Genomic DNA, 11,948 nt, shown 5'->3' on the forward strand with positions numbered 1-11,948 from the left:
CCGACGAGGACCCCACATGACCGCCGAACCCCGCGACCCCGCCGGCCGCCCCGCCCGCCGCTGGTGGCCCGTCCTGCTCGCCGTGCCGCTCGGCGCCGCCGCCGGCGGCACCTACGCGATGGCCGCGCCCCCCTCCTACAGCGCCAGCGCCTACGTCCTGGTGGTGCCGCAGAACGCCACCGACTCCGCCGCGGCGGTGAACTACGCCCAGGCGTACGGCCGCCTCGTGACGCAGCCCCAGGTGCTCTACGGCGCCGCCGCCGAGATCGGCACCACGAGCGCCGCCCTCGCGGACCAGGTGGGCGGCACCACCTCCCCGGACGCCCCGGTGATCGAGGTCCGGGGCACCGCGCCGAGCCCGCAGGCCGCCGCCGGGTCCGCCAACGCCGTGGCCCGCTCCCTGGTCCGGTTCGGCAACGGCACCACGGGGGAGACCCGGGTGAAGCTCGTCGACTTCGCCCCGGCGGCCTCGCCCACGGAGCCCTCCTCGCCCGCGGCGCCGATCGACGTCGCGGTGGGCGCGGCGGCCGGACTGCTCCTCGGCGGGCTGGTGATGGCGGCCCGTCAGGGCGCGGGCTCCGTGGCCGCCACCGCGCCGGCCGGGGCCGCGCCCGCGGCCGTGCCCGTCCCGCGGCCGGAGGCTGCGGCACCGGAGTCCGCGGTGCCGGCGGCCGGGTCCGCCGCCGGGCCGGCCGGGGAGGCGGCGCCCCCGGCCGCCGTCCGGGCGGCGGGAGAGCCCGCCGCGCAGGTGTCCGCCGCGGTGGACGGGGCGAGGACCCCGGCCGCCGGGCCGACGACCGGGAGGACGACCGGGAGGACGGCGGGGAGGACGGCCGGGAGGGCGGTCGCCGCGAAGCCGGAGCCCGCGCCGTCCGAGCCCGCGAAGGGCCCGGCCCCGAAATCCCGCCCCGCGAAGACGTCCGCCGCGAAGCCCGCCGTGAAGTCCGCCGCCGAGACGCCGGCTGCCGCGAAGTCCGCCGCCGTGAAGCCCGCCGCCGAGAGGCCCGCGAAGCCCCGGGTCCCGAAGCGGCTCTCCACGGGCACCCCCGTCGCCCAGCCGGCCCTCTCCGGGACGCCCGCCGCCAAGCCGGTCCTCGGGAAGGACGCCGCGCCCGGGGCCGGCACCGCCCCCGCCCCCCTCCCCGTCCCCGACGGGCAGCAGGCGCCCCCGTCCCCGGCCGCCGACGGCCCCTCCGCGACCCGCACCCGCGCCGCCGGGGCGGCCGCCCGCACCCGGAGCCGCGCGTGACCGAGGACGCCACGGCCCTGCTCCCCGGCCGCACCCCCGCCCCGGCCGGCGCCGTCCGCCCGCGCCCCGCGGACGCCGCGCCGCCGGACGGCACGCCCGCCACCCGCTGGACCGCCGAGGTGCGCCGCGACGACGGCGCCCTCGACGAGCTGGCCGCCGAGTGGGACGCCCTGGCGGCCCGCTGCCGCACCGCGACCTCCTTCCAGTCCGCCGCCTGGCTGTCGTCCTGGTGGCGCGCCTACGGCCGCCCCGGCCGGCTGCGCCTGCTGCTGGTCCGCCGCGACGGGCGCCTGGCCGCCGCGGCCGCCCTGACGGTCCGCCGGACGCCGTACCGGGTGCTGGTCCCGGTGGGGGCCGGGGTGAGCGACTACAACGACGTGCTGCTGGACGACGCCTGCGCCGACCGCGCCGCCGCCGAGCTCGCCGCCGCCCTGCGCGCCCGCTTCCCCCGCACCGTCACCGACCTGCGCGAGCTGCGGCCCGACGGCGCCGCCCAGCGGCTGCTTGCTCACTGGCCGGGCCGGGTCCGCCGCCTGCCCGACTCGGTCTGCCAGCACCTGCCCGCCCTGCCCATGGAGGAGCTGCTGCGCCGCCTGCCGGGCCGCACCGCCCAGCGCAACCGGGTCAAGCAGCGCCGGATCGCGGAGGCGGGGGTGGAGGTCCGCGAGGTCCCCGCGGACGGGGCGCCCGCCGCCGTCGACGCCATGCTCCGCCTGCACGAGCTCCAGTGGCGCGGGCGCGGCGCCACCCCGGAGCACCTCGGCGAGCGCTTCGGCGGCCACCTGCGGGAGGCCGTCCGGGGCATGGTCGCGGCCGGGCGCGCCTCCGTCCAGGAGTACCGCCTGGACGGCGAGCTGGTCGCCGTCAACCTCCTGCTGCTGTCGCCCGCCGTCGCGGGCCTCTACATGTACGGGGCCCACCCGAGCCTGCGGCAGCGCCTGGACATCGCGGGCCTGCTCTTCGGCGAGTCCCTGGCCCGCACCCTGCGGGACGGCGTGCCGGTGCTCAGCCTGCTGCGCGGCACCGAACCGTACAAGCAGCGCTGGCGCCCGGACCTGGACCGCAACGAGCGCCTGGTCCTGGGCGGCCGCCTCGCGCCCGCCGCCGCGCTCCACGCGGGTGCGGTGCGGCTGCGCTGCGCCGCCGCCCGGGCGGCCCGCACCCGCCTGCCGTGGCTGGAGGCGCTCCGCACCCGGTTGCGGGAGCTGCGCGCCCCCCGCCGGGGGGACGGGGCGGCTCAGGGCCGCGGGCCGGGGGAGTCCTCCGGGGAAGCCGCCGACGACGCCCCCGGCCGCGCCGACAGCAGCTCGCGGTAGACCTCGCTGGAGCGGGGGTTCTCACCGCACTGCCAGAAGCCGTGCGGGCAGTAGTCGGTGGCGGTCTGGTAGAGGGTGTCGTGGGTGCGGATCCACCCCACCATGCGGCGGACGAACTCCGGGTCGTCCCCGTGGCGGAAGAGCCCCCACTCCGGGTAGGACACCGGCTTGCGGTGGGCCGCGGCGAACTCCACCTGCCGGCGCAGCCCGTACGGCTGCGCCACGTAGTCGTCGAAGGTGTCGCCGGGGTCCTGGTCGTAGCTGTCCATGCCGATCACGTCGACCACGTCGTCGCCCGGGTAGCAGTGCGTCCACGGCACCGCGTCCAGGCCGCGGCTCGGCGCGAAGTCGAAGCGGAACCGCTGCCCGGGCACCGAGCGCATCACCCCCACGACGCGCCGCCAGTAGCCCCGCCACGCCTCGGGGTCGGGCCCGCAGCGGTGGGTGTAGGTGGTGCCGTTCATCTCCCAGCCGAGCACGAGGACGGTGTCGCCCGCGCCCAGGTCCACCAGCCTGCGGGCCAGCGTCAGGAAGTGCCCGTCGAACTCCCCGTCCGCGCCGCGGTGGATCAGGTCCCGGACCTCGGCGTCGCCGACGCCGTCCTCGTTCCCGGCCTGCAGGGGCACGTTGAGCACCAGCATCCGGTCCGGATCGGCCTGCCGCCACCGGCTCCACAGGGCGAGCGCGGGGGTGTCGCCCTCGATGTCGGACCAGTCGTTGCCCGCCAGGTAGGTGTGGCCCACCCGGACGTCGGCGCCGTGCAGCCACTGCGCCAGCGGCCCGATGGACCGGACGCCGTCCTCCCAGGAGCCCAGGAAGGCGCCGAAGGGGACGTCGTGGTCGGGCACCGCCGTGAGGTCGGGGCCGTCGGAGGAGGGCAGGCCGTCGGCGGACACGGCCGGGTCGGCGGCCTGCGGCCCCGGGGCGCGGTCCGCCACGAGGGCGAGGGGCACCGCGGCGGCGGCGAGCAGCAGCAGGGCGGCGGCGACCCGCTCCGGACGGCCGGAGGGCGTCCGGAGCGCGGCCCGCCGCCACGGGGACGGGCGTCCGGACGGCCGGCTGCCGGGCGGGCCGTCCTCGGGCGCGCGGTCCCCGGGCGGGTGCCCCGGGAGCGGCCGGTCCGGGACGGGGCGGTCCGGGACGGGGCGGCCCGGGAGCAGACGGCCCAGCGGCATCGGGACTCCTCGGTGACGGGTGCTGCGGACCGGCGCCGGGCGCCGCGGACCGCCCTCACGACCCTAACCGCCGTACCGGACAGAGGGCGTGATTTCCCCTCACGGGGGACATCCGGCGACACCTTCGCGTGAACCGCCGCACCCGGCCGTCACCCGCCGCCCCCTGCCGCGCCCCTCCGGCTCCACCGGATGTACGGCCCCGGTGAACCGGGCCCCGGCCGCGCTGCCCGTCCCGCCCCCGGCGGTTACGGTGGCCGGGAGCGAGCAGCCACGACCGAGGGGACCGCGGCATGACCGAGACCGTCCGCCCGACCGGGACCGTCCGCCCGACCGGGGCCGCCCCGGCGGCCCGGCCCGCCGCCGACGGCGCGCCGACGTGCGAGGAGGCCGTCCGCTTCACCTCCGAGCTGATCCGCATCGACACCAGCAACCGGGGCGGCGGCGACTGCCGGGAGCGCCCCGCCGCCGAGTACGTCGCGGGCCTCCTCGCCGAGGCCGGGCTCGACCCCCTGCTGCTGGAGTCCGCCCCCGGCCGGGCCAACGTGGTCGCCCGCGTCCCGGGCGCCGAGCCGGGCCTGCCCGCCCTGCTGGTCCACGGCCACCTGGACGTCGTCCCCGCCGAGGCCGCCGACTGGAGCGTCCCGCCCTTCTCCGGCGAGGTCCGCGACGGCGAGGTGTGGGGGCGCGGCGCCGTCGACATGAAGGGCACGGTCGCGGTGACGGCCGCCGTCGTCCGCGCCTGGGCCCGCGAGGGCCGCCGCCCCCGCCGCGACGTGGTGCTGGCCTTCACCGCCGACGAGGAGGACAGCGCCGCCGCCGGCTCCGCCTGGCTGGCCGGGCACCACGCCCACCTCTTCGAGGGCTGCACGGAGGGGATCGGCGAGTCCGGCGGCTACACCGTCCACACCGCGGCCGGGCAGCGCCTCTACCCGGTGGCGGCGGGGGAGCGCGGCACCGCCTGGCTGCGGCTCACCGCCACCGGTCGCGCCGGGCACGGCTCCAAGCCCAACGGTTCCAACGCCGTCACCCGGCTCTCCGCCGCCATGGCCCGGATCGGCACCCACCGCTGGCCGCTGCGCCTCACCCCCACGGTGCGGGCCGCCCTGCTCGCCCTCGCCGAGGCCACCGGGACCCCGCTCGACCCCGCCTGCCTGGACGACCCGTCGGGCGCGGGGGTGGACGCCTTCGTGGCCCGCCTCGACCCGGAGGCCGCCGCCCTGGTCGCCGGCACCCTGCGCAACAGCGCCGCGCCCACCGTCCTCCAGGCCGGCTGCAAGGTGAACGTCATCCCCGGCTCCGCCACCGGCGCCGTCGACGGACGGGTGCTGCCCGGCGGCGAGGAGGAGTTCCGCGCCGTCCTCGACGAGCTCACCGGGCCCGACGTGGAGTGGGCCTTCCAGCACCGGGAGGTCCCGCTCCAGGCGCCCGTCGACGCCCCCCTCCTCGCCGCCATGCGCGACGCGCTGCTCGCCCACGACCCGGGCGCCCACGTGGTGCCGTACTCCATGTCGGGCGGCACCGACGCCAAGCAGTTCTCCCGGCTGGGCGTCACCGGCTACGGCTTCTCCCCGCTGCGGCTGCCGCCCGGCTTCGACTACCACGGCATGTACCACGGCGTGGACGAGCGGGTGCCGGTGGACGCCCTGCACTTCGGCGTCCGCGTCCTCGACCGGTTCCTGACCACCGCGGGCTGACCCCGCGCCCGGACCGCCGCCGCACCGCACCGCACTCCCGCACCGCCCCCGCACCGCCGTCCGGCGGCCCGCGGCCCGGACCGCACCGGCGCCGTCCCGCCGCCGGTGGCACGATGGCCCCCACACCCGGACCCCCACGGCAGGAGCCCATGACCGCCCCCCTCCGCCCGCTCGCCCGCCCCCGCCGCCTCGTCCCCGGCGACCGGGTGGCCGTCGTCGCCCCCAGCGGGCCCGTCCCCGCCGACCGCCTGGCGCTGGGCTGCGGCCTCCTGCGCTCCTGGGGCCTGGAGGTCGAGGTGGCCCCGCACACCACCGACGTCGCCCCCGGCCGCCCCTACCTGGCGGGCACCGACGCCGACCGTGCCCGCGACCTGGAGCGCGCCTGGCTCGACCCCGGCACGGCCGCGGTGGTCTGCGCCCGCGGCGGCTACGGCGCCCAGCGCATGGTGGACCTGCTGGACTGGGACGCCCTGCGTGCCGCCCCGCCCAAGGCGTTCGTGGGCTACAGCGACGTCACCGCCCTGCACGAGGCCTTCGCCGTCCGCCTCGGCCTGGCCACCCTGCACGGGCCGATGGCCGCCGCGCTCACCTTCGTCAAGGACGGGCCCACCGCCGAGGGGCTGCGCCGCGCCCTCATGGAGCCGGAGTCGGCGCTGGTCCTCACCTCGCCCACCGCCGCGACCCTCGTGCCCGGACGCGCCCGCGGCGTCACCGCGGGCGGCTGCGCCAGCCTGCTGGCGGCCGAGCGCGGCACCCCGCACGCCCGCCCGTCCTTCGCGGGGGCGGTCCTGCTGCTGGAGGACGTCGGCGAGGAGCCGTACCGGCTGGACCGGATCCTCACCCAGCTGCTGCGCTCCGGCGTGTTCGACGGCGTCGCGGGCGTCGCCCTCGGCTCCTGGCAGGACTGCGGGCCCGCCGAGGCGGTCCGCGCCCTGATGCTGGACCGCCTGGGGCCGCTCGGCGTCCCCGTCGTCGAGGAGCTGGGCTTCGGCCACGGCCCGTCCACCCTCACCGTGCCGCTCGGCGTGCCCGCGGTCCTGGACGCCGACGCCGCCACCCTCACCCTGGAGGCGCCCGGCCTCGTCTAGCGGGCCGGGAGGACAGGAGGCCGGGAGACCAGGGCGCCGGCGGGCCGGGGGAACGGCTGGCAAGAGGAGCGGCAGTCAGGTCAGGAGGCCGCCGCGGGGGCGCGGGGCAGCCGCTGCCGCGTCCCCGGCACCTCCGCCACGGGGTCGCCCCGCCGCTCCGCCCGCTCCAGCACGTCCGGCGCAGTGAACCGCAGCTCCTCCGCCTCCCGGCAGGCCTCCACCTCGTCCCACGCCAGGGGCGTGGAGACGGTCGGCAGGGCGCGGGCGCGCAGCGAGTAGGGGGCGACGGTGGTCCTGGCCGCGTTGTTCCGGGCCCAGTCCACGAACACCCGGCCGCCGCGCAGCGAGCGGTCCGTCCGCGACACCGCCAGCCCCGGGTGCCTGCGCTCCAGCAGCTCGGCGACGGCCCGCGCGTACGCCTCCGTACGGCCGGCGGCGGCCTCCGCGACGGTCACGTACAGCTGGAGCCCCTTGGAGCCGGACCTCTTGGGCCAGGCCCGCAGGCCGTCCGCGGCGAGCACCTCCCGGAGCAGCTCCGCGACCCGGCAGCACGCCACGACGTCGGCCGGCGCGCCCGGGTCGAGGTCGAGGACGACCAGGTCGGGGCGGTGGACCCCGCCGCGCGGCCCGACCCGCCACTGCGGGACGTGCACCTCCAGCGCCGCCGGGTTCGCCGCCCACAGCCGGGTGGCGGCGTCGTCCGCCACCACGTACTCCACCTCGGCGCGCCCCCGGGTGCTGTCCGGGGAGGGGAGCCGCACGGCCCGGACCCGCGCCGGGGTGCCGCGCGGCGCGTTCTTGGCGGAGAAGACCTCCCCGCCGACCCCGGCCGGGTACCGGCGGAACGACGCGGGCCGCCCGCGCACGCGGGGCAGCATCAGCGGCGCCACCGCCGCCAGGTGCTCCGCCGCCGCGCCCTTGGTGAAGCCCGCCTCCGGGTGCAGCACCCGGCCCGGGTGGGTCACCGCCACCGTCCGCCCGTCCGCGCACAGCTCCAGCGGGTCCGGGCCGCCGTCCCGTCCCACGGCGGGCTCAGCGGCCGCCGAAGGTGTCGCAGCGGGCCATGTCGCCGGTGGTGTAGCCGGTGGTGAACCACTGCTGCCGCTGCGCCGAGGAGCCGTGCGTCCAGGTGTCCGGGGTGACGCGGCCCTGGTAGCGCTGCTGGATGCGGTCGTCGCCGACCGCCGCCGCCGCGTCGAGCCCGTCGGCGATGTCGGCCCGGGTGATGCCGCTGATCAGCGGCCGCCCGGTGGAGGGCTGCGGGGTGTCCTCGGCGTGCTTCGCCCACACCCCGGCGTAGCAGTCGGCCTGCAGCTCCAGCCGGACCGAGGCGCTGTCGGCGCCCTGCCGGTCGCCGCCGACCCGGTCCATGGTGCCCAGCAGGTCCTGCACGTGGTGGCCGTACTCGTGGGCCACGACGTACGCCTGGGCGAACGGGCCGCCGTTCGCGCCGAAGCGGCTGTGCAGCTCGTCGAAGAAGCCGAGGTCCAGGTAGACCTTGCGGTCGCCCGGGCAGTAGAAGGGGCCCACGTCGGAGCCGGCCGTGCCGCACGCGGTGTTGACGCTGCCGGTGAAGAACACCGTCGGCGCGGGGCTGTAGCGGTAGCCGCGCCGGTTCAGCTCGCCGGTCCAGAAGGTCTGGACGCTGTTGACGACGGCGACGATGCGGCAGTCCTCGCGCCGCTCGGCGTCGGCGCCGGTGCGGCAGGTCTGCGACAGCTCCCCCGCCGTCGTCGGCTGCGCGGGGCCGCCCGGGGAGCCGCCGGTCAGCCCCAGCTGGTCCGGCCCGACGCCGAGCAGCAGGGCGAGCAGCAGCCCGACGATCCCCACCACGCCGCCGCCCACGGCGACCCGCCCGCCGGACATCCCGCGCCGGTCCTCCACTTGGGAGGTGTCCAGTCCCGCCTGGTCGTCGAACTGCATCCTGCACCGCCTCGTCAGCGGCCCGCACCGGTGCGGGCGTTCCTCCCGCCCCGTCTACCCCGGGCCGCCCGCCGCGATCCCCGGCCGTTCGCCGGGCGTTCCCCGGACCGGCCGCCGCAGGCCGCCGGAATCCGCCTGACGGAACTCCGGGGCGCCGGTACGCTCCGCCCGTGCCCCGCATACCGCTGCGCCGCCCGTCCCTGCCGCGCCCACGGCCGCGCGGCCTGCCCCCCCGGGCGGCCCTGCCCCCGGCCGCCGTCCTGCTGGTGCTGCTCGCCGGGGCCGCCGCCCACGCCCACCGGCCCGCCCCCTACGGCGACCGGATCGCCGCCCCCGGGGCCGCCGGGGTCCTCCCCGCCGGCTCCGCGGGTGCGTCCGCCGGCGGCCCGGGCCCGGACGGCCCGGCCGCGGGCCGTCTGGCCGTCGACGGGCTGGACCTGCGGATCGGCCCCGGCCTGGAGGCGTACGACGCCCGTACCGGCCGGCACCTGTGGTCCTACCGCCGCCGGGGCGCCGCCGCCCTGCACGCCGTGCGGTCCGGCGGCGACGCCGTGGTGGTCTGGGACGACGGCCTGCTCACGGCGGTGCGGCCCGCCGGCCACCGGGTGCGCTGGCACCGCGCCGTGCCCGGCCTCGCCGCGTGGCTCCGCGGCGGCCCCGGCGGCTCCCCCGGTCCCGGCGGCACGCCGGCCGCGGTGGGCCGGGCCCGGACCGTCCTGCAGCCGGTGGACGGCCCCGAACCGTGGCTCGGCGTCTTCACCCCCGCGCTGGCCATGGGCTTCCGCGACCGCGACGGCGACCTGCGCTGGATCCTCGCCCCGCCGCGCGGCTGCGCCTTCGCCCCCGACCGGGCCGCCCGCACCGACGCCGCCGCCGTGGTCGCCCGGCCGTGCACGGGCACCGGCGACGGCGGCCGGGCCCGGACGGTGGAGGTGGCCGGCTACGGCATCGGCGGCCGCCTCTGGAGGTTCACGGCGGGCCCGCAGGCGCGTCCCGACCGGCTCGACGGCCGGCGGGTCGCGGTGTGGGACGGCCCGGTCCTCGGCGTGCGGGTGGTCGACGCCGTGCGCGGCGCCCCGGTACCGGCCTGCGGCGACCCCGCCCTGCGGCTCGCCGCCGAGGCCCCGGCGGAGCGCTGCCCGGCCGGACGACCCCCGGGGGCCTCCCCGGCCGACCGGTAGACTGGCCCGCATGGCTGTTCTCTCCGGGCATTAGCGGCGCGCGGCCCGCACCCCGTCCCCCCAGGCCCGCCGTCCGTCCGGTCCCCGCCGAGCCGCGCCCCCGTGCGCGCCCGGGGCCGATCCGCTTGCAGGAGTCACCACCGCCATGATCGCCGCCAACGCCCTCGAACTGCGCGCGGGCGCCCGCGTCCTCATCGAGTCCGCCTCCTTCCGGGTGGGCCCCGGCGACCGCATCGGCCTCGTCGGCCGCAACGGCGCCGGCAAGACCACCCTCACCAAGGTCCTCGCCGGCGAGGGCATCCCCGCCGCCGGCACCGTCACCCGCTCCGGCCAGGTCGGCTACCTGCCGCAGGACCCCCGCACCGGCGACCTCGACGTGCTCGCCCGCGACCGCGTCCTCTCCGCCCGCGGTCTGGACGCGGTGCTGCGCAACATGCGCATCGCCGAGGAGAAGATCGCCACCGGCAAGGGCGCCACCCGGGACAACGCGATGAAGAAGTACTCGCGCCTGGAGACGGAGTTCCTCACCAAGGGCGGCTACGCCGCCGAGGCGGAGGCCGCCACCATCGCGGCCAGCCTCGGCCTGCCCGACCGGGTGCTCGGCCAGCCGCTGCACACCCTCTCCGGCGGCCAGCGCCGCCGGGTGGAGCTGGCCCGGATCCTCTTCTCCGACTCCGACGTCCTGCTGCTCGACGAGCCCACCAACCACCTCGACGCCGACTCGATCATGTGGCTGCGGGACTTCCTGAAGACCTACCGCGGCGGCTTCGTCGTGATCTCCCACGACATCAACCTCGTGGAGACCGTCGTCAACAAGGTCTTCTACCTGGACGCCAACCGCTCCTGCATCGACGTCTACAACATGGGCTGGCGCCAGTACCAGCAGCAGCGCGAGGCCGACGAGAAGCGCCGCAGGCGCGAGCGCGCCAACGCGGAGAAGAAGGCCGCGGCCCTCAACTCCCAGGCCGACAAGATGCGCGCCAAGGCCACCAAGACCGTTGCGGCGCAGAACATGGCCCGCCGCGCCGAGAAGCTGCTCGCCGGGCTGGAGCAGGTCCGGCAGAGCGACCGCGTCGCCAAGCTGCGCTTCCCCGAGCCCGCGCCCTGCGGCAAGACCCCGCTGACCGCCGAGGACCTCTCCAAGTCCTACGGCTCGCTGGAGATCTTCACCGGCGTCGACCTGGCCATCGACCGCGGCTCCCGGGTCGTCGTCCTCGGCCTCAACGGCGCCGGCAAGACCACCCTGCTGCGGATGCTGGCGGGCGTGGAGCAGCCCGACACCGGCGAGGTCCGCCCCGGCCACGGCCTCAAGCTCGGCTACTACGCCCAGGAGCACGAGACCCTGGACCCGGACCGCACCGTCCTGGAGAACATGCGCTCCGCCGCGCCCGACATGGACCTGGTGGAGATCCGCAAGATCCTCGGCTCGTTCCTCTTCTCCGGCGACGACGTGGACAAGCCCGCCGGGGTGCTCTCCGGCGGCGAGAAGACCCGCCTGGCGCTGGCCACCCTGGTCGTCTCCAGTGCCAACGTCCTGCTGCTGGACGAGCCCACCAACAACCTCGACCCGGCCAGCCGCGAGGAGATCCTGGGCGCGCTGCACTCCTTCACCGGCGCCGTGGTGCTGGTCACCCACGACGAGGGGGCCGTGGACGCCCTCCAGCCCGAGCGCATCATCCTGCTGCCCGACGGCGTCGAGGACCTGTGGAGCGCGGACTACGCCGACCTGGTCTCGCTGGCCTGAGCCCGGCGCAGGTCCTTCGTCCGGCGCAGCGGAGCGCATATCCGGGGGTGTCGGTGCCTTCTTTCGGGGGTACCGGCACCCCCGGTGGTTATTTCGCTTCCGTTTTACTGGTAAAAGCGCGTTGATCAGCAATTTCTCCGCCGCGGCACACCCCTTCGGGGGCGTGCGGGGCAAGGGTGGGCGCCCTTGTGGGAGACGGCCACCACCGGTCGTGCGCACTTTCCCGGTATCGACCTTGCGGAATGGGTGGCCAGGATGCCCCCCATGGGTGATCATGGGAATCCGACCGAGCACTGCTACGAGGAGGCACGGGTGGCCGAGACTCTGAAAAAGGGCAGCCGGGTGACCGGTGCCGCGCGTGAGAAGCTCGCGGCCGAGTTGAAGAAGAAGTACGACTCCGGGGCGAGCATTCGCGCGCTCGCGGAGGAGACCGGCCGCTCCTACGGCTTCGTGCACCGCATGCTCAGTGAGTCCGGGGTGACCCTTCGGGGCCGGGGCGGTGCCACGCGCGGCAAGGCCAGGACGGCGGCGGTCGCGGGCTCCTGACGGACCCGACGCACCTCCGCCGCACCGGCGCG

Annotated in this window: 10 protein-coding genes; 7 read left to right on the forward strand and 3 right to left on the reverse strand. The window is 78.0% G+C overall.

What is annotated here, in order from left to right; genetic code table 11:
• The first annotated feature begins 16 nt into the window (after positions 1-16).
• Positions 17-1,249 carry a Wzz/FepE/Etk N-terminal domain-containing protein gene (locus tag ACFY07_RS09080; RefSeq protein ID WP_390868062.1) on the forward strand — a complete coding sequence of 411 codons (1,233 nt, stop codon included), beginning with the start codon at positions 17-19 and terminating at the stop codon, positions 1,247-1,249.
• Positions 1,246-2,565 (forward strand): GNAT family N-acetyltransferase, encoded by a 1,320-nt coding sequence (locus ACFY07_RS09085; protein WP_390868063.1) that lies wholly within the window; start codon positions 1,246-1,248, stop codon positions 2,563-2,565. Before ACFY07_RS09080 ends, ACFY07_RS09085 begins: the two co-directional genes overlap by 4 nt.
• Here ACFY07_RS09085 and ACFY07_RS09090 read toward each other — a convergent pair.
• Positions 2,487-3,740 carry a glycoside hydrolase family 26 protein gene (locus ACFY07_RS09090; RefSeq protein ID WP_390868064.1) on the reverse strand — a complete coding sequence of 418 codons (1,254 nt, stop codon included), beginning with the start codon at positions 3,738-3,740 and terminating at the stop codon, positions 2,487-2,489. The two genes, ACFY07_RS09085 and ACFY07_RS09090, sit on opposite strands and share 79 nt — an antisense overlap.
• Before the next feature lie 290 nt (positions 3,741-4,030).
• Here ACFY07_RS09090 and ACFY07_RS09095 point away from each other — a divergent pair, with 290 nt between their 5' ends.
• Together ACFY07_RS09095 and ACFY07_RS09100 are read left to right on the forward strand one after the other, a co-directional pair.
• Positions 4,031-5,434 carry a M20/M25/M40 family metallo-hydrolase gene (locus ACFY07_RS09095; RefSeq protein ID WP_390868065.1) on the forward strand — a complete coding sequence of 468 codons (1,404 nt, stop codon included), beginning with the start codon at positions 4,031-4,033 and terminating at the stop codon, positions 5,432-5,434.
• Positions 5,435-5,583: 149 nt separating this feature from the next.
• Positions 5,584-6,522: an LD-carboxypeptidase gene (locus ACFY07_RS09100; RefSeq protein WP_390868066.1), complete on the forward strand. Its 939-nt coding sequence runs from the start codon at positions 5,584-5,586 to the stop codon at positions 6,520-6,522.
• A gap of 80 nt (positions 6,523-6,602) precedes the next feature.
• Here the strand turns inward: ACFY07_RS09100 and ligD are convergent, their stop codons facing one another.
• Positions 6,603-7,547: a non-homologous end-joining DNA ligase gene (gene ligD / locus ACFY07_RS09105; protein WP_390868067.1), complete on the reverse strand. Its 945-nt coding sequence runs from the start codon at positions 7,545-7,547 to the stop codon at positions 6,603-6,605.
• A 7-nt stretch (positions 7,548-7,554) separates the two neighbouring features.
• On the reverse strand, positions 7,555-8,445 hold the full coding sequence (locus ACFY07_RS09110) for a neutral zinc metallopeptidase (protein WP_390868068.1): 891 nt from the start codon (positions 8,443-8,445) through the stop codon (positions 7,555-7,557).
• Positions 8,446-8,615: 170 nt separating this feature from the next.
• Between ACFY07_RS09110 and ACFY07_RS09115 the strand changes: the two genes are divergently transcribed.
• The 3 genes from ACFY07_RS09115 (at position 8,616) to ACFY07_RS09125 (ending at position 11,916) form a co-directional block, all read left to right on the forward strand.
• The gene (locus tag ACFY07_RS09115) at positions 8,616-9,626 is read left to right on the forward strand and encodes a hypothetical protein (protein WP_390868069.1); all 1,011 of its coding nucleotides are present in this window, start codon (positions 8,616-8,618) and stop codon (positions 9,624-9,626) included.
• Between the two features lie 145 nt (positions 9,627-9,771).
• Positions 9,772-11,370, forward strand: a complete 1,599-nt coding sequence (locus tag ACFY07_RS09120; protein ID WP_230651443.1) for an ABC-F family ATP-binding cassette domain-containing protein — start codon at positions 9,772-9,774, stop codon at positions 11,368-11,370.
• Positions 11,371-11,682: 312 nt separating this feature from the next.
• Positions 11,683-11,916 (forward strand): helix-turn-helix domain-containing protein, encoded by a 234-nt coding sequence (locus tag ACFY07_RS09125; protein ID WP_230651658.1) that lies wholly within the window; start codon positions 11,683-11,685, stop codon positions 11,914-11,916.
• Positions 11,917-11,948: the final 32 nt, after the last annotated feature.

The organism is Streptomyces sp. NPDC001380 (assembly GCF_042895785.1).
Classification (GTDB): Bacteria; Actinomycetota; Actinomycetes; order Streptomycetales; family Streptomycetaceae; genus Peterkaempfera.